General features: G+C 71.8%; 14 protein-coding genes. 10 read left to right on the forward strand and 4 right to left on the reverse strand.

Annotation, left to right across the window (positions count from 1 at the left end):
- The first annotated feature begins 3 nt into the window (after window positions 1–3).
- The 5 genes from proB to WMR31_RS14825 all read left to right on the forward strand — a co-directional run bounded on the left by proB (window position 4) and on the right by WMR31_RS14825 (window position 5,901).
- Complete coding sequence (gene proB / locus WMR31_RS14805; protein ID WP_340539626.1) at window positions 4–1,131, forward strand: glutamate 5-kinase; 1,128 nt, start codon at window positions 4–6, stop codon at window positions 1,129–1,131.
- 308 nt (window positions 1,132–1,439) lie between these two features.
- Window positions 1,440–2,330 carry a hypothetical protein gene (locus tag WMR31_RS14810; RefSeq protein WP_340539627.1) on the forward strand — a complete coding sequence of 297 codons (891 nt, stop codon included), beginning with the start codon at window positions 1,440–1,442 and terminating at the stop codon, window positions 2,328–2,330.
- 82 nt (window positions 2,331–2,412) lie between these two features.
- Complete coding sequence (locus WMR31_RS14815) at window positions 2,413–3,609, forward strand: cysteine desulfurase family protein (protein WP_340539628.1); 1,197 nt, start codon at window positions 2,413–2,415, stop codon at window positions 3,607–3,609.
- A gap of 29 nt (window positions 3,610–3,638) precedes the next feature.
- A complete protein-coding gene (mnmA, locus tag WMR31_RS14820) occupies window positions 3,639–4,724 on the forward strand; it encodes a tRNA 2-thiouridine(34) synthase MnmA (RefSeq protein ID WP_340539704.1) in 1,086 nt (361 codons plus the stop codon).
- Window positions 4,725–4,872: 148 nt separating this feature from the next.
- Window positions 4,873–5,901 (forward strand): uroporphyrinogen decarboxylase/cobalamine-independent methonine synthase family protein, encoded by a 1,029-nt coding sequence (locus tag WMR31_RS14825; protein WP_340539629.1) that lies wholly within the window; start codon window positions 4,873–4,875, stop codon window positions 5,899–5,901.
- A 29-nt stretch (window positions 5,902–5,930) separates the two neighbouring features.
- Here WMR31_RS14825 and WMR31_RS14830 read toward each other — a convergent pair whose 3' ends face one another.
- Window positions 5,931–7,541, reverse strand: coding sequence for an MFS transporter (locus WMR31_RS14830; RefSeq protein ID WP_340539630.1), 1,611 nt, complete (start codon window positions 7,539–7,541; stop codon window positions 5,931–5,933).
- A 133-nt stretch (window positions 7,542–7,674) separates the two neighbouring features.
- Window positions 7,675–8,277, reverse strand: coding sequence for a TetR/AcrR family transcriptional regulator (locus WMR31_RS14835; RefSeq protein ID WP_340539631.1), 603 nt, complete (start codon window positions 8,275–8,277; stop codon window positions 7,675–7,677).
- Between the two features lie 189 nt (window positions 8,278–8,466).
- On the opposite strand from WMR31_RS14835, the gene ligA reads away from it, so the two are divergent.
- Genes ligA through WMR31_RS14850 form a run of 3 tightly spaced genes read left to right on the forward strand, consistent with a single transcriptional unit; the run spans window position 8,467 to window position 12,551 of the window.
- Window positions 8,467–10,581 carry an NAD-dependent DNA ligase LigA gene (ligA, locus tag WMR31_RS14840; RefSeq protein ID WP_340539705.1) on the forward strand — a complete coding sequence of 705 codons (2,115 nt, stop codon included), beginning with the start codon at window positions 8,467–8,469 and terminating at the stop codon, window positions 10,579–10,581.
- Between the two features lie 54 nt (window positions 10,582–10,635).
- Window positions 10,636–11,271, forward strand: coding sequence for a helix-turn-helix domain-containing protein (locus tag WMR31_RS14845; protein WP_340539632.1), 636 nt, complete (start codon window positions 10,636–10,638; stop codon window positions 11,269–11,271).
- The gene (locus WMR31_RS14850) at window positions 11,268–12,551 is read left to right on the forward strand and encodes an MFS transporter (protein ID WP_340539633.1); all 1,284 of its coding nucleotides are present in this window, start codon (window positions 11,268–11,270) and stop codon (window positions 12,549–12,551) included. Before WMR31_RS14845 ends, WMR31_RS14850 begins: the two co-directional genes overlap by 4 nt.
- A 7-nt stretch (window positions 12,552–12,558) precedes the next feature.
- Here the strand turns inward: WMR31_RS14850 and WMR31_RS14855 are convergent, their stop codons facing one another.
- Both WMR31_RS14855 and WMR31_RS14860 read right to left on the reverse strand, forming a co-directional pair.
- Window positions 12,559–13,677, reverse strand: coding sequence for a hypothetical protein (locus WMR31_RS14855; RefSeq protein WP_340539634.1), 1,119 nt, complete (start codon window positions 13,675–13,677; stop codon window positions 12,559–12,561).
- Complete coding sequence (locus WMR31_RS14860) at window positions 13,670–14,194, reverse strand: SigE family RNA polymerase sigma factor (protein ID WP_340539635.1); 525 nt, start codon at window positions 14,192–14,194, stop codon at window positions 13,670–13,672. Before WMR31_RS14860 ends, WMR31_RS14855 begins: the two co-directional genes overlap by 8 nt.
- Before the next feature lie 93 nt (window positions 14,195–14,287).
- Between WMR31_RS14860 and WMR31_RS14865 the strand changes: the two genes are divergently transcribed.
- Both WMR31_RS14865 and WMR31_RS14870 read left to right on the forward strand, forming a co-directional pair.
- Window positions 14,288–14,806, forward strand: coding sequence for a MarR family winged helix-turn-helix transcriptional regulator (locus WMR31_RS14865; RefSeq protein WP_340539636.1), 519 nt, complete (start codon window positions 14,288–14,290; stop codon window positions 14,804–14,806).
- Window positions 14,803–16,968: an MMPL family transporter gene (locus WMR31_RS14870; RefSeq protein ID WP_340539637.1), complete on the forward strand. Its 2,166-nt coding sequence runs from the start codon at window positions 14,803–14,805 to the stop codon at window positions 16,966–16,968. The genes WMR31_RS14865 and WMR31_RS14870 overlap by 4 nt, the downstream gene beginning before the upstream one ends.
- Window positions 16,969–17,016 lie beyond the last annotated feature (48 nt).

Consider the following 17,016-nt stretch of genomic DNA (forward strand, 5'->3'; position numbering starts at 1 on the left):
CCGGTGACCGCCGACCTGTCCCGGGCCGAGGTGGCGCAGGCGCGCCGCGTCGTGGTGAAGGTCGGTTCCTCGTCGCTCACCACCGCCGAGGGTGGCATCGATCCCGACCGGCTGGGCCGCCTGGTGGAGTCGCTGGCCGCGGCGCGGGCGCGCGGCGTCGAGGTGGTTCTGGTCTCCTCCGGGGCCATCGCGGCCGGGCTGGCGCCGCTGGGGATGCCACGCCGCCCGCGGGTGCTCGCCGCTCAGCAGGCGGCCGCGGCGGTCGGACAGGGGCTCCTGGTCCACCGCTACACCGAGGAGTTCGCCCGGCACGGGGTGGTCGCCGGACAGGTGCTGCTGACCGCCGACGACGTGACCCGGCGCAGCCACTACCGCAATGCCCACCAGACCTTCGCGATGCTGCTCGAGCTCAACGTGCTGCCGATCGTCAACGAGAACGACACCGTCGCCACCTCCGAGATCCGGTTCGGCGACAACGACCGACTGGCCGCGCTGGTCGCCCACCTCGTCCACGCCGACCTGCTCGTCCTGCTCTCCGACGTCGAGGGCCTCTTCGACGGCAACCCGGCCGATCCCGCCAGCAGCCTGATCGACGTCGTGCTCGGCGACGACGACCTCGACGGCGTCCGGATCGGCAAGACCGGTTCCGCAGGGCTGGGCACGGGCGGGATGCAGACCAAGGTCGAGGCGGCGCGGATCGCGACCGGCGCCGGGATCCCCGTGGTCCTCACCTCGGCACCCTTGGCCGGCCGAGCGCTCGCCGCGGAGCGCGTCGGGACGCTGTTCCGGCCGACCGGGCGCAAGCGGCCGACCCGGCTGCTGTGGCTCAAGCACGCGACCGTGGCCAGTGGCCGCCTCGAGCTGGACGCCGGGGCGGTGCGCGCCGTCGTCGAACGCGGTGCCTCGCTGCTCCCGGCCGGGGTGACCGGCGTGTCGGGCCGGTTCGTCGCCGGCGACCCGGTCGACCTCGTCGGTCCGGACGGCGCCGCGGTTGCCAGGGGACTGGTGAACTTCGACGCTGAGGAGCTGCCGTCCCTGCTCGGCCGCTCGACCCGCGACCTCAAGCGCGACCTGGGCGCGGCCTACGAGCGCGAGGTCGTGCACCGTGACGATCTGGTCCTCCTGTTCTGAGTCGGTGGGACCGGCCGCCGCTGACGTCGGCTGAGTCGGCAAGTGGCCGGCAGGGCGGTGGTAGCGGGTTGACGCGCGCGTGCATACACGGATGGATGCGTATGTGAAGGCCCGTCCCCTATGGTGGGTCGGCGCGCCTTCCCGAGAGGCGTGTGACGCGCGTACGAGCGCCGTCGGCGCGACCGGGCAACCCCCCCATCTCCGGTTCGCGAACGTTCGGTGCTCGCCCGCGCAACCCGACGGGGCCGCCCAGCATCGCTGTCCGGCCCCGTCGCCTTCTCCTGCCGGTGGCACGGCATGATGGTGGTGTGCCCAGCACAGCCGGACCTAGCTCCGGCCCCCCCACCGGTGGCGACTTCTCCGGCGTGCTCGCAGCGGCGATCGCGCGCCGGCGGTTGAGCCTGCGCGAGCTCAGCGAGCGACTCGCCGCCCGCGGCGTACCGGTGAGCGTGGGGGCCCTGAGCACGTGGCGCAGTGGACACCGTCGCCCCGAGCGCGGGGCGTCGCTGGATGCACTGCCGCACCTGGAGGAGCTGCTCGACCTGCCCAGCGGCTCGCTCGTGGCCCATCTGGGTCCCTCGCGCCGGGTCGGTCCCGAGGGCAGGGAGGACTACGACGTTCTGATCGGCCGGGACGTCGACCTCCAGGCCATGGACGAGGCTGTGGGGTGCGTGCCGCCGACCCAGCTCGACGGCCTCGGCGGGGTGACGATCGTCGACGTCGCAGCCGACCGGCGTTCCTATGCGGTGAGCAGACTGACGCGGTGGCGAGCCCGGGTCGACGGTGCGGTGCGCGCTCCGCGGCACGGCTACGTCGAGTCGCCGGCGAGCGAGCCGCAGGTCGAGGTCCGCTCGGGAGCCAGGGTCGGGCGCACGGCCTGGTGCGCGCAGACCGGCTACTTCGTCTGGGAGATGCTGCTGGACCGGCCACTGCCGTTGGGGGAGACGACGATGTCGTCCGACGTGGCACGGGTCGAGGAGTCCAGCGACGTGATCGGATACAGCGCGGTCGCCGAACGGCGGGTCACGTCCGCCGATCTGTGGGTGCGGTTCAAGGGCACCCTCCCCACGGCCTTCAGCGCCGTCGAGGACTCCGCCGCGGGTCTGCAGCGGCGCGCGGTGCGGCCGGTCGGATCGACGGTGCACTTGGGCGTGCTGGGCTTCGGACCCGGGGTCTACCGGCTCGAATGGACCTGGTGAGCGGTTCCGCGACGGCCGCCGAGGAACCGGACCGTGGTCGGCTCTGCCCGGCCTCGTCCGGCGCCGTACGCTGGGTGCTGCCATGACCACCGAGAACGGGCCCGCCCACTATCTCGACCACGCCGCCACCACGCCGATGGTGCCCGCGGCGGTCGAGGCGATGACCGCGCAGCTGGTCACGGCGGGCAACCCCAGCTCGCTCCATGCCTCCGGTCGCCAGGCCCGCCGCGTCGTCGAGGAGTCGCGCGAGACCATCGCCCAGGCCATCGACTGTCGCCCCGGCGAGGTCGTGTTCACCTCCGGCGGCACCGAGTCCGACAACCTGGCGATCAAGGGCCTCTACTGGTCGCGGCGCGAGGGCGACCCCGCGCGCCGGCGGATCCTGGCCAGCGCCGTGGAGCACCACGCCGTCCTCGACCCGATGGAGTGGCTGGCCCGTGCCGAGGACGCCGAGGTCGAGCTGCTGCCGGTGGACCACACCGGCCGGCTCGACCTGGATGCGGCCCGCGCCGCGATCGAGCGCGATCCCGCATCGGTGGCCCTGATCTCGCTCATGTGGGCCAACAACGAGGTCGGGACCATCCAGCCGGTCGCCGAGGTCGTCGCGCTGGCCCATGCCCACGGGATCCCGGTGCACACCGACGCCGTCCAGGCGCTCGGTTCGGTGCCGATCGACTTCGCCGCCTCCGGCGTCGACGCGATGACGCTCACCGGGCACAAGGTCGGCGGTCCGTTCGGGGCCGGCGTCCTGATCGTGCGGCGTGACCTCGACCTCGTCGCCCTGGTCCACGGTGGCGGCCAGGAGCGCGACATCCGCAGCGGCACCCTGGACACCCCGGCGATCGCCGGGCTGGCGGCCGCCATCGAGCTCGCGGTCAAGCGACAGGCCGAGCACGCGACCCACCTGGCCGAGCTGCGCGACGACCTGGTCCGCCGTGTCGTCGAGGTCGTACCCGACGCGCACCTGCACGGGGCGCCGCTGGAGTCTCGGGACGCGCGACTGCCCGGCAACGCCCACCTCGGCTTCCCCGGATGCGAGGGCGACTCGCTGCTCATGCTGCTCGATGCCCGCGGTATCGAGTGCTCCACGGGCTCGGCCTGCTCGGCCGGCGTCGCCCAGCCCTCCCACGTGCTGCTGGCGATGGGCTGCACCGACGACGCTGCGCGCCACTCGCTGCGCTTCTCCTTCGGCCACACCTCCACCGCCGCCGACGTCGACGCGGTGGTCGAGGCCATCGGCCCGGTCGTCGAGCGCGCCCGGGCCGCGCGCCGCGCGTGACCGGCATGACCGAGCGGCAGGGCGACCGGTTGCGGGTCGTGGCGGCGATGTCGGGCGGGGTTGACTCCGCGGTCGCGGCCGCGCGCGCCGTGGAGGCAGGCCACGACGTCACCGGCATCCACCTCGCGCTGTCGCGCAACCCGAAGTCCTACCGCAGCGGCGCCCGCGGCTGCTGCACCATCGAGGACGCCAACGACGCCCGCCGCGCCGCCGACGTGATCGGCATTCCCTTCTACGTCTGGGACCTCTCCGACCGCTTCCACGACGACGTCGTGGAGGACTTCCTCGACGAGTACGCCGCCGGGCGCACCCCCAACCCGTGTCTGCGGTGCAACGAGAAGATCAAGTTCGCCGCCGTCCTCGAGCGGGCGCTGGCGCTGGGCTACGACGCCGTGGCCACCGGTCACTACGCCCAGCTGCGCGCCGGACCGGACGGCGACATCGAGATGCACCGCGCGCTCGACCACGGCAAGGACCAGTCCTACGTGCTCGGCGTCTTGGACCAGCACCAGCTCGCACACTCGCTCTTCCCGCTCGGCGGGTCCACCAAGCCCGACGTGCGCGCCGAGGCGGCCCGACGCGGGCTGCTGGTCGCCGACAAGCCAGACAGCCACGACATCTGCTTCGTCGCCGACGGCGACCACGCCGGCTGGCTGCGCGAGAAGCTCGGCGATCAGGCCCCCAACTCCGGCGGCCCGATCATCGACGACGCCACCGGCGAGGAGCTCGGCCGTCACGAGGGCACCTACGGCTTCACCATCGGCCAGCGCAAGGGACTGCGGATCGGCCGCCCGGCGCCCGACGGCAAGCCGCGGTTCGTGCTCGATATCGAGCCGGTGTCGGGCACCGTCACCGTCGGTCCGCGCGAGCGGCTCGCCGTACACCGGCTGCGCGGTGTCCGGCCCCGATGGTGTGGCGGCGCACCGAGCCGGATGCGCGGCACGGTGCAGCTGCGAGCGCACGGCGGCGAGCTCCCTGCCACGGTCAGCGTCCTCGACGAGTTCGTCGAGATCGAGCTCCACGAGCCCGCCTTCGGCATCGCTCCCGGTCAGGCGGCCGTCGTCTACGACGGCACGCGGGTCGTGGGCTCGGCCACGATCGCGGTGACCGAATGAGCCGGTCCGACCGAACGCGGCTGTGCGGGATCGGCCACGTGGGGGATCGGCTACGTGGCGGATCCGCCACGTGCGGGATCCTCCACGTGGGGGATCGCCCACGTGGGGGACCGACCGCCTACCCGGTCCGCTTCGTAGGGGATCGCGCATGAGCGGCGCCGGCGCCACCGGCGTCGGGTCGATGCCCGGCACCTCGTTCGAGGAGGCCCAACGGGTCGTGCTCGGCGAGTTGAGCCCCGATGTCGGCGCCATGCCGCACCTTGTCGAGGTGCCGGCGCGCGGCGTCGCGGCGGGCATGGTGGGGCGCACCCTCGGCCTGGTCACCGACCTCGGCGCCGACCTCCAGCCGGCCGGCTGGCGGCTCACCGGCGGTCCGGCGTCGGCCGGCGTGGACCATCGCCGGGCGCGCAGCCTGCTGGCCCAGGACCTCGACGTACTCGAGGAGCTCACCGAGGGCTATGCCGGCCCCCTCAAGGTGCAGGTCGCCGGACCCTGGACCCTGGCCGCCACCGTGGAGAAGCCGCGCGGCGACAAGGTCCTCGCCGACGTCGGCGCCCGCCGCGATCTCGCCCAGGCGCTGGCCGAGGGGATCGGCACCCACGTGCGCGACGTGCGTCGGCGGGTCCCCGGTGCCGATCGGCTCGTCGTCCAGGTCGACGAGCCCGCGCTGGCCGCCGTCGTCGGCGGACGCGTGCCCACGGCCTCCGGCTTCGGCAAGCACCGCACCATCCATCCGCCGGAGGCGTCCGAGGCGCTGGGCTGGGTGCTCGATGCGATCGCGGAGCAGGGCGCCGAGCCCTGGGTGCACTCCTGTGCCGCCGGCACCCCGCTCGAGCTCGTGCGCGGGGCCGGGGCTCGCGGGCTATCGGTCGACCTGGACGCCGTCGACGCGGCCGGACTGGACGTCCTGGCAGAGATGCTCGAGTCCGGCGGGAGCGTAGCTCTCGGCGTGGTGCCCTCCACCGACCCGACGACGCCGCCCGGGCAGCGGCAGATCACCGAGCGGGTTCTACGGTGGCTCGATCAGCTCGGCCTGGATCCCGGGATGCTCCCTGACGGTGGCTCCGGACTGATCGTCACCCCGACGTGCGGGCTGGCCGGCGCGACACCCGGCTGGGCCCGGCAGGCGCTGGACCTGAGCACGGCGACGGCCCGCCACCTCCGCGGGGGAGAGTAGGCGGGCCGCCACCGATCGGGCCGGGCCGGTCAGCCGACGTGGACGCCGCCCTCGGGGCCGTCGGTGGCCAGTTCCTGGTGCTTGACGCTCAGGAAGACCCAGATGATCGCCGAGGCGGCGAGCATCATCAGCGAGGCGGCGAAGAAGGCGCTGGTCGCGCCCTCGGCGAACACCTGGTGCTGGACCATCTCCTGCATCGCGGCCACCTGCTCGGCGGTCGGCGCCGGGGCGCCCGGGTTCTGCGCACCGGCCTTCGCGGCTGCCGTGGCCAGCTCGGCGCCGCGGTCGGTGAACACGTGCGTGGCCACGGTGGCGAGGATGGCCAGGCCGAGCGCGCCGCCGACCTGCTGCATGGTGTTGAGCACGCCGGAGCCGATGCCGGAGTCCTCGTTGCGCAGGTGGTGCACCGCGGTCAGCGTGAGCGGGATGAAGGTGAGCCCCATGCCGAACGCCATCAGCAGGATGTAGGGGAGCAGGTCGCTCACGTAGCTCGGGTCGGTCTCGGTGACCGGCCACGTGGTGTCGTAGGGCAGCCGTGAGAACCCGAAGAGCGCCCCGGCGGCCATCAGCGTGCCGACGCCGGCGAGGAACCGCGGGTCGATCCGGCTGATCAGGTTCGAGGAGATCGCGGCGGCGGCCATCAGGCCGACACAGAACGGCAGGAACGCGACGCCGGCGTGCAGCGGGCTGTAGCCCATCACGTTCTGGATGTACTGGGAGAGGAAGAAGAACATCGCGAACATCGCGGCGGGGGCGAGGAACATGGCCGCGAAGCTGCTCGCACGGGTCCGGTGGAGGAACACGCGGAACGGCAGGAGGGGGTGCGCGGCGCGGCTCTCGATGACGAGGAAGGCGGCGAACAGCGCCAGTCCTGCGATGAGCGGGAGCAGGGTCCAGGTGTCGCCCCATCCCTGCTCCCCGGCGCGGGTGATGCCGTAGACGATGCCGACGAGCCCGACCGAGCCGGTGACTGCGCCGGGGACGTCGAGCTCACCGGGGTGGCTCTCGGACTCGCGCAGGAAACGCGGGGCGAGGAAGGCCGCGGCTAGCCCGATCGGGGTGTTGATCAGGAAGGTCAGGCGCCAGCCGAGGCTCGGGTCGAGGCCGGTGAGCCAGCCGCCGAGGATCAGGCCGACGGCCGCGCCGACGCCGGACATCGCGGCGTACACGCCGAAGGCGCGGTTGCGGGCAGGCCCGGCCGGGAACGTCGTGGTGATCAGGGCCAACGCGGCGGGAGCCGCCATCGCGGCACCGAGACCCTGGAGGGCGCGCGAGCCGACCAGCAGGGCCTCGTTGGTGGCCAGGCCTCCGAGCGCCGAGGCGATCGCGAAGACGATCAGGCCGGTCATGAACAGACGGCGGCGTCCGTAGAGGTCTCCGAGACGGCCGCCGAGCAGCAGCAGGCCGCCGAAGGCGAGGGCGTAGCCGGTGACGATCCAGGTCTGGTTCGCCTCGGCGATGTGCAGGTCCTTGCTGATGAACGGGATCGCGATGTTCGCGATGGTGCCGTCGAGCACCACCATCAGCTGCGCGACGCAGATCAGGACGAGCGCCCACCCGAGGTGGAGCTCCTTCTCCTGCCCGGCCGCGGGCTCGGGCGCGAACTCGGGACGTTCCTCCAGTGTCGTGTGGTCGGTCATAGGTCTTCTTTCGGGCTCGGTCGATCGGCCGGCGGCAGGGAGCGCCGGCGGGCGTGGGAGACGCCGGTCGGTCGACCGGTCGTCAGGGGATGTCGTCGAGAACGGTGGTCAGGGGCGTCCGGAGGACGTCGTGTCAGGGCCTCACGGCCGGAAGGATGATCTGGTCGATGACCCGCTCGATCGAGGTGAGATCGATCGGATCACCCAGCAGGAACTGGCGGTGCAGGAGGATGCCGGGCAGCGCCGCGGCCATCAGGTCGAGGTCGACGTCGTCGCGGATCTCGCCGCGCTCGCGGGCGCGGTCGAAGATGGCGCGGCCGACGGCGGCCTTGGGCGCGACGAACTGGTCACGGAACGCATCGGCGAAGTCACGGTCGCGGCCGATGGCGGTGACGATGCTGGCCAGCAACGAGATCTGGCGTTCGTCGGTGAGGCCGCCCATGCCGCAGGCGGAGGCGAGCAGGTCGCTGCGCAGGCTCCCGGTGTCGGGCAGCACCGGAGTGCCCTTCATCGAGGTGAGCGCATCGACGACGAGCGCCTCCTTGGTGCTCCAGCGCCGGTAGAGCGTGGCCTTGGAGGCGCGGGCGGCGCTGGCGACGGCGTCCATGGTGAGGCGGTCGTAGCCGACGTCGATGAGCACGTCGAGGGTGGCGTCGCGGATCTCCTGCTCGCGGTCGCCCTCCACCCGGGGCCGCGTCGCGGCCTCGGCCGAGGTGTCGCCGGGGGCGGGAGTCATCGGGAGGTCCTCTCACAAGATGGAACGGAACAGTTTCGTACTGATGAAGACAGTACGACCTCGTTTCATTCCCGGCAAGTCGATTTCTCTTGATCGACCGCCTGACCGCGTCGGAGTCATCGCCCGGTCGTTCCGGAGTGCAGCCGGACGAGTGTCCGCGGCACCCGGCAAGATGTCCTCGTGTCCGAGATCTCCCACGTCGACAGCAGTGACTCCTCGGCCCCGAAGGCTCCCGGCGACGAGGCACGCGAGGAGCACCGCCTGCTCGCCGAGGAGGTCGAGGACGCGCGCTGGCGCTACTACGTCCTGGACTCCCCGACCCTCGACGACGCCGACTTCGACCGCCGGATGCGCCGCCTGGAGGAGCTCGAGGAGGCGTTCCCCGAGCTGCGCACCCCGGACTCGCCGACGCAGAAGGTCGGGGGAGCGGTCTCCACGGAGTTCACCGCCGTCGACCACCGCCAGCGCATGGAGAGCCTCGACAACGCCTTCTCCTTCGACGAGCTGGCGTCCTGGTACACCCGCCTGGGTCGCGACGGCATCGATTCGCCCGCGCTGCTGTGCGAGCTGAAGGTCGACGGCCTCGCCATCAACCTGCTCTACGAGAACGGTCGCCTGGTCCGCGCGCTCACTCGCGGCGACGGGCGCACCGGTGAGGACGTCACCCCCAACGTCCGGACGATCGAGTCGGTGCCCGACCGGCTCACCGGCACCGAGGAGTTCCCGGTCCCCGGTCTCGTCGAGGTGCGCGGAGAGGTCTTCTTGCCCGTGGCGGCCTTCGAGCGGCTCAACGAGTCGATGACCGAGGCCGGCAAGCCGCCCTTCGCCAACCCGCGCAACGCCGCCGCCGGATCGCTGCGGCAGAAGGACCCACGCGTCACCGCGACCCGCGCGCTCGGGATGGTCTGCCACGGCACCGGTGCACGCGAGGGCTTCGAGCCGAAGGCACAGTCGCAGTCCTACGAGGCTCTGGCGGCCTGGGGACTCCCGGTCTCCGAGCAGGTGCGGGTGGTGCCCACCCTCGCCGACGTCGAGGCCTACATCGAGAACGCCGGGGAGAACCGGCACACGATCGTGCCCTACGAGATCGACGGCGTGGTGGTCAAGGTCGACGACGTCGCGCTGCAGCGCCGGCTCGGCTCCACCAGTCGCGCTCCCCGCTGGGCGATCGCGTTCAAGTACCCGCCTGAGGAGGTCAACGCCAAGCTGCTCGACATCCGGGTCAACGTCGGGCGCACCGGCCGGGTCACTCCCTACGGCGTCATGGAGCCCACGCGAGTCGCGGGCTCGACGGTGGAGAACGCCACCCTCCACAACGCCCACGAGGTCAAGCGAAAGGACGTCCGACCCGGCGACACGGTGGTGCTGCGCAAGGCCGGCGACGTGATCCCAGAGATCGTCGGTCCGGTGCTGCCGCTGCGGCCCGAGGGGCTGGCCGAGTGGGTGATGCCGACGCAGTGCCCGGCCTGCGGCACCGCGTTGGCCGAGCAGAAGGAGGGCGACAAGGACCTGCGCTGCCCCAACCACGAGAAGTGTCCCGGGCAGGTGCGCGAGCGGGTGTTCTTCGTCGCCGGGCGCAGCGCCTTCGACATCGAGGGCCTCGGCTACGAGGCGGCCACGGCCCTGCTCGACGCCGGCGTCATCGACAACGAGGGCGACGTCTTCTCCCTCACTGCCGACGACCTGCTCCGCACGCCGCTGTTCACCCGGGCGCCGAAGAAGGGCGAGGAGGGCCCGCAGCTGAGCGCCAACGGGCAGCGCCTGCTCGACAACCTCGGCGCGCGGCTCGAGGTTCCGCTGTGGCGGGTGCTGGTGGCGCTCTCGATCCGTCACGTCGGCCCGAGCGCGGCGCGCGCCCTGGCCCAGGAGTTCGGCTCGATGGAGGCGATCCGGGCGGCCACCGAGGAGCAGCTCGCCGCCGCGGAGGGCGTCGGGCCGACCATCGCCGAGGCGGTGATCGCCTGGTTCGAGGTGCCCTGGCATGTCGCCATCGTCGAGAAGTGGACCGCGGCCGGCGTCGCCATGGCCGACGAGCGCGACGAGTCCACCCCGCGCACCCTCGAGGGCCTGACCGTCGTCGTCACCGGATCCCTCGTCGACTTCAGCCGCGACTCCGCCAAGGATGCGATCCTGGCCCGTGGCGGCAAGGCGGCCGGGTCGGTCTCGAAGAAGACCGACTACGTCGTGGTCGGCGAGAACGCCGGGTCCAAGGCCGACAAGGCCGAGCAGCTCGGCGTCCCGGTCCTCGACGAGGACGGGTTCAAGGCGCTGCTGGAGTCCGGACCCCCGCCCGCATCAGACTGACCCCAGCATGCGGAACACTTGTGCATAATAAGTGTGCACAACTATCCTGCACGCATGGGTCTCGAACGCCCCGGCCCGAACGACGACCATGCCGGCTCTTCCGATCACTCCGGTCAGTCCGGCCTGCGGCTGGACGCGGCCGCGCTGAAGGTGCTGGCCCATCCACTACGCTCACGGCTGCTGTCGGCACTACGTCGCGGCGGCCCGGCCACCGCCACCGACCTCGCCGCGGACCTGGAGACCAACTCGGGCGCCACCAGCTACCACCTGCGCAAGCTGGAGTCGGTCGGGCTGGTGGCCGACACCGGCAAGGGTGAGGGCAAGCGGCGTCTGTGGGCGGCAGCCACGGACACTCACCAGTGGGTCGCCAGCGACTTCAGCGGTGACGAGGACTCCGAGACGGCGCTGAACTGGCTGGTGCGCGACTACCTGCGTCACCTGGCGGAGCGGTTCGGGCGATGGCTCGACGTCGAGGCCGCCTGGCCGTCCGCCTGGCGCGACGCGGTGGGCATGAACGACGACTTCGTCGTCGTGACCGCGGCTCAGCTCCAGCAGCTGACAGACGAGATCGGCGAGGTCGTCGCCCGCTACCGCCGTGCGGGGGAGGGCGATCCGGAGGCGAGGCGGATCGCGGTGTACTCGGTGACCTTCCCGATCGACCTCGACGAGGACCCCGAGGATCGCGCGTGACCACCCACCTGTCGCCGAGCGCGGCACAACGCGTCTTCCTCGTCCTGACGGCCACCCGGTGGCTCCCGGTCGGCTTCGTGATCGGCGTCTTCACGCTGTTCGCGATCGAGCGCGGGCTCACCGTGCAGCAGACGCTCAGCTACGGCGCGGCCCAGGGCCTCGCCGTGGTGCTGCTCGAGCTGCCGACGAGCGGCTTCGCCGACGCCTTCGGGCGCAAGTCGGTCCTGGTCGTGGCCGGCGTGATCGACGTGATCACCGGCGTGCTGTACCTGACGGCGACCTCGTTCTGGCAGTTCATGGTCGCCGCGGCGTTCATGGGGATCTACCGGGCGCTCGACTCCGGGCCGCTGGAGGCCTGGTTCGTCGACACCGTGCACGAGTCCGAGCCGGGCGCCGACGTCGACCAGGCGCTGGCCAGGCAGGGCACGATCGTGGGAGTCGCGATCGCCGGGGGCTCCCTCGCGTCGGGCGGGCTGATCGCCTGGCACCCGGTCGCGGGGGCCAGCGCGCTGGCACTGCCGATCGCGGTGTCCATCGGGTTCGCGGTGCTGCACCTGGTGCTGACGCTCACGCTGGTGCGCGAGTCGCCGCGATCGGTGACCGGGTCCCGGGTCGAGCAGGCCATCGAGTCGGCCAAGCAGACCCCGACGGTCATCAAGGACGGTCTGAGCCTGCTGCGGCACAACCCGATCCTGGCCGGCATCGTCGGGGTCGAGCTCTTCTGGGTGATCGGCATGACCGTGTTCGAGTCGATGCTGCCCATCCGCCTGGCCCAGCTGCTCGGAGGCGAGGCCGAGGCCGGCGCTCTCCTCGGCCCGGTCGCCGCGGGTGGCTGGGCCGTGTTCGCTCTCGGGTCCACCCTCGCCGGGCGCCTGATGCGCCGGTGGGGTGTCGTGCGCGCCGCGATCGCCGCGCGGATCCTGAACGGGCTGGGCGCCGCCGTCATGGGCCTGATGCTCGGGCCGGCCGGGCTCGTCGGCGCCTACCTCGTGACCTATCTGCTGCACGGCATGGGCGGAGCGCCCCACGCGACCCTGCTGCACCGCGAGGCCACGGCACGCAACCGCGCGACGGTCCTGTCGATGAACTCGATGGTGATGTTCGCCGGCGGCGCCGTCGCCGGTCCGGCGATCGGCTGGCTCGCGGAGGCCACCTCCGTACAGGCGGCTATGGTGACCGCCGGCCTGGTCAGCGTGCTGGGTGCGGCGCTCTACCTGCCGGCGTTCCGCCACGAACGCGGCGCAGCGTCGCTCGCCGATCCTGACCTTCTGCGTGGCTGAGTGACTTCTATTGCACGTCGCCGGCCAGCAACAGGTCGTCGCTCGGATCCTTGTCGACTCCGCCGACTGGCGGTGGAGTCTGGTTCGGGCGCACCACGAGATCGAGTTGTCGCGACGAGCACTCTCCGGTCGTGGGCACGCAGGTGATCAGTTCACCCCCGTCGGTCACGGCGAAAGGAACGTCGGCGGGGGTCCACCCGAACTCTGCGGCACCGCTGTCCAGCCTGACCCGAGTTCCATCGGCGAGGTCGTAGACGAAGCTCTCTCCGTCGCCGCGGTACCAGCGCGCGTATCGGCCGTTCGGCGAGATCGCGAAGCGCGAGTCGGGGCTTTCAGAGGCCTCCGCCTCGGCAAGCCGCTCACCCGTGGTCGGATCGATCACGAACGACACATCTGTATCCAGATCGGTTCCCGCGATCGGACCCGGCCGTGGAAGCTCATCCGACGGCCTCGCCGTGGCGGTTCCGGTCGCCAGATCGACCACCGCGGCGCCCTCGGCGGCATCCACCACGAGGTACTGCCCTGTCATCCAGGTCACCGCTCCCTTGCTGACCTCGACGGGCAATCGGACGCGATGCACGTCACGATCGGTCGCAACGTCGTGGACGACTGCGGTCGTTACCGCCCCGCGTCGTTCGATCCAACCCAGATACGGCAACGCCGGATCGGCCGAGGCATCCCTGGCCTTCGGCTCGGTGGAGAGTGGGGTGAGACGTCCATCCGCGGTCACCAACGAGAAGCGTGGGTCGCCCCGTCGGGATCCAGGGTCCTCGTGTTGGACGACGAGCCCCGCTGAGGTGAGGTAGAGAGCCTGCACCGCGCGTGCGGGAACGGTTGCTGAATGCGCACCGCCGTCGACGTAGACGACGTTGCCGATCGCAAAGGCGGCGCCGATCCCGTCCGCCGTGGCAGGCGCCGGGTCGAGGCCACGTCGGTCGTCACCGGGACGGAGCAACGCAACGCCGCTGCCGAGTGCGATCACAGCGGCCAGGGCCGCGGCGCCGATGGCGCTGCGACGACGACGCCGTAGCTGCCGTCCTCGCGTGAGCACGGCCGCGGCCGGAGGGGCCGGGATCTCGAGATGCTCGGCCTCTCGGTTCATCAGGTGGGTCAGTGGCTCAGTCATGGTGGGCTCCGTTGGTCTGGGGGAGGGCGTCCTCGCCGAGCAGCACGCGGAGCTTGGCCAGGGCATCGGAGGTCTGGCTCTTCACGGTGCCGGTCGAGACGCCGAGGGCGGTCGCGGTCTGGGAGACGCTGAGGTCGTCGTAGTACCGCAGGACGACGACGGCGCGCTGTCGCGGCGGCAGCTGGCCCAGCGCCGCGATCACCGCGGGCCGGTCCGTCGGGTCGTCGACGTGGATGTGGGCCGGTTCGGGGAGCTCTGCGGTGGGTCGCTCGTTGCGCCACGATCTTCGGCGGAACCAGGCGGTGGCGGTATTGACCAGGGTGGTGCGGGCATATCCGGGTGCGGCCTCCAGCGAGCGCACCTTGCCCCACGACGCGTAGGTCTTGGCCAGCGCTGCCTGCACCAGGTCCTCGGCCTCGGCCCGATCGCCGAGCAGGAGATAGGCTGTGCGGTACAGCGACGGCCAGGCGGCATGCACCATCTCGGTGAAGTCGTCGTCGCTCGGCGGTCGTGCCATCGGGTCTCCTGGTGCCGGTGCTGGGTCACCCTGACAGATGCGCCGTGGACGGGATCGGTTGGTCGTACGCACCGATCAGTAACATTCGGCTCAATGACCACACGTCCCACCGGCTCGCCCGGACGAGATCCGATCGCCGAGGCCCGCCGCCAGTGGCTCGCCCACGGCTGGGACGACGCCGCCGACGGGATGGCGGCGGTCACCTCGGTGATGCGGGCCCAGCAGCTCATGCTCACCCGCATCGACACCCTGCTGCGTCCCTTCGGTCTCACCTTCGCCCGGTTCGAGCTGCTGCGCCTGCTCAGCTTCGCCTCGGAGCAGGAGATGACGATGCTGCGCGCCGGGCATCGGCTCCAGGTCCATCCCACCTCGCTCACCAGCCTCGCCCGCCGCCTGGTGGACGACGGCCTGGTCGAGCGGAAGTCGAATCCCGACGACGGACGCTCGGCCATCCTCAAGCTCACCTCCCAGGGGCTCGAGCTGGTCGAGGAGGCCACCGCTGTCCTCAACGCCGAGGTTTTCGAGCACGTCGGCCTGACCGCCGACGACATCGCCACGCTGGTCGAGGTTCTCGGCCGCTACCGCCAGGACCAAGGAGACTTCGCCGGATGACCCCACCCCAGCATGGTTCGAGAACCAGCCGTCGGCTGCCGCACCTGGTGGGTCCCAGGCTGAGCTGGGTCGTGGTGCTGGTCGCCGTGCTGCTCTCGGGTCTCGCGCTGGCGTCCGGCATCACCGCCGAGGAGTCCGAGAACGGGGTGGCCAATGTGCCCACCGACGCCGAGTCGGTCGAGGCCGGCCGGCTCGCCGACGAGATCGCGGGATCCGACGTCGTGCCGGCGTTCGTCGTCGTGGATCGCAAGGGCGAGCCGCTCACCGGCGAGGACCGGGGCGTCATCGAGAAGCTAGTCGGCGAGCTGGCCGGCATCTCGCAGGAGGCCCTGGGCGCCGAGGGGGGCAAGTCCGCAGAGGTGTTCCCGATCCCGGCCGAGGACGGAGCCGCCTTCCTGATCGGGGTTCCTCTGCCGGCCGGGGACACCGACACCGTCGAGCCGTTCGTCACCGACCTGCGTGACGCACTCGAGAACGCCGGCCTGCCCGATGGCCTGCGGGCCCAGGTGACCGGTGGTCCGGCGTTCGCCGTCGACCTCTCGCAGGTCTTCGACGGCGCCGACATCCGTCTGCTCGCCTTCACCGCCGCGGTGGTCGCGCTGCTCCTGCTGCTCACCTATCGCAGCCCCTGGCTGTGGCTGGTGCCGCTGGCGGTGGTCGGCGTCGCCGACCGGGTCGCGCTCACCGTCGTCGCGATCGGCACCAAGGTTCTCCCGTTCACTACCGACGGGGCCTCGGTGGGCATCACCTCCGTGCTCGTCTTCGGGGCCGGCACCAACTACGCACTCCTGCTGATCGCGCGCTATCGCGAGGAGCTGCGGCGGCACGAGGACCGCTACGAAGCGATGCGGGTGGCGATCGACCGCGCGGGACCGGCGATCCTCGCCAGCGGTGGGACGGTCATGGTCGCGCTGCTGTGCCTCGGCTTCGCCGACAGTCCGGCCAGCCGCAACATCGGCCTGGGCGGAGCACTGGGCATCTTCACCGCGCTCGTCTACGCGCTGCTGGTGCTGCCCGCGGCGATGACGGTGCCCGGACGCCGGCTCTTCTGGCCGTTCGTGCCCCGCGCCGGCGACGACCGCGAGCACGGTGGTACCTGGTGGAAGGTCGCCGGTCTGGTGACCGGCCGGCCGGTCCTGGTGGCGCTGGGCAGCGTGGTGGTGCTGGTGCTGCTCGCCCTTCCCCTCTTCGGCCTGCGTGCGGGGCTGTCGGAGACCGAGCAGTTCCGTGCCGAGCCGGAGTCGGTGGGTGGACAGGAGGTGCTCGGTGAGCACTTCCCGGCCGGCTTCTCCCAGCCCACGACGATCGTCGCCGACGCCTCGGCGGCCGGCGAGATCCGCGACGCCGTCTCAGAGCTTTCCGACGTCCGGGCGGTGGAGGAGGGCGGCGACCGTGAAGGGCGTGCCCTCCTCAACGTCACCCTGACGACCGAGCCGGCCAGCGGCGCGGCCTTCGACGCGATCACCGAGATACGGGATGCGGCGACGGCGGTCGATCCGGATGCGTTGGTAGGCGGCTCGGACGCCGAAGCCCTCGACGCCGACGAGGCGGCCGCGCGCGATCGGCTCCTGATCATCCCGTTGGTGCTGCTGGTCGTGCTCGGTGTCTTGCTGTTCCTGCTCCGATCGGTCGTCGCCGCGGTCGTGCTGGTGGCGACGGTCGTGGCGACGTACGCGGCCGCGATGGGGGCGGGCTGGCTGGTCTTCGAGCACCTCTTCGGCTTCCCAGCGCTCGATCTGACGATCCCGTTGCTCTCGTTCCTGTTCCTGGTGGCACTCGGCGTCGACTACAACATCTTCCTCGTCACCCGGGCCAAGGAGGAGGCTGAGGTGGAGGCCGCGGAGGGACACCTCGACAGCGGTCGCGCGATCTCGGTGGCGCTGGCGGTGACTGGCGGTGTCATCACCAGCGCCGGCATCCTGCTCGCCGCGGTCTTCGCCGTACTGGGGGTGCTCCCGCTGATCACGCTCACCCAGATCGGCGTGATCGTCGGCATCGGCGTCCTGCTCGACACCCTGCTGGTGCGCACCCTGCTCGTGCCGGCCCTGGTGACCCTGCTTGGGCGCTGGTTCTGGTGGCCGGGGCGTCTCTCCCGGAGTCACGGCCCGAGCGAGCCGCGGCGCGATGCTGAGAGCGAGTCGGCTAACGCCGGGCGTCCTTGACGAACAGGTGACCGGCGAAGCCGAGTCCGGCGCCGATGATGGCGCCGG

The organism is Nocardioides epinepheli (assembly GCF_037936805.1).
Classification (GTDB): domain Bacteria; phylum Actinomycetota; class Actinomycetes; order Propionibacteriales; family Nocardioidaceae; genus Nocardioides.

What these genes read in the sequence shown, in the direction of transcription:
- WMR31_RS14845 (WP_340539632.1), top strand. Translation starts at nt 10,636, where the DNA reads ATGGGTCTCGAACGCCCCGGCCCGAACGACGACCATGCCGGCTCTTCC.
- WMR31_RS14865 (WP_340539636.1), top strand. Translation starts at nt 14,288, where the DNA reads ATGACCACACGTCCCACCGGCTCGCCCGGACGAGATCCGATCGCCGAG.
- WMR31_RS14855 (WP_340539634.1), bottom strand. Translation starts at nt 13,677, where the DNA reads ATGACTGAGCCACTGACCCACCTGATGAACCGAGAGGCCGAGCATCTC.
- WMR31_RS14870 (WP_340539637.1), top strand. Translation starts at nt 14,803, where the DNA reads ATGACCCCACCCCAGCATGGTTCGAGAACCAGCCGTCGGCTGCCGCAC.
- WMR31_RS14860 (WP_340539635.1), bottom strand. Translation starts at nt 14,194, where the DNA reads ATGGCACGACCGCCGAGCGACGACGACTTCACCGAGATGGTGCATGCC.
- WMR31_RS14815 (WP_340539628.1), top strand. Translation starts at nt 2,413, where the DNA reads ATGACCACCGAGAACGGGCCCGCCCACTATCTCGACCACGCCGCCACC.
- WMR31_RS14830 (WP_340539630.1), bottom strand. Translation starts at nt 7,541, where the DNA reads ATGACCGACCACACGACACTGGAGGAACGTCCCGAGTTCGCGCCCGAG.
- WMR31_RS14835 (WP_340539631.1), bottom strand. Translation starts at nt 8,277, where the DNA reads ATGACTCCCGCCCCCGGCGACACCTCGGCCGAGGCCGCGACGCGGCCC.
- WMR31_RS14825 (WP_340539629.1), top strand. Translation starts at nt 4,873, where the DNA reads ATGAGCGGCGCCGGCGCCACCGGCGTCGGGTCGATGCCCGGCACCTCG.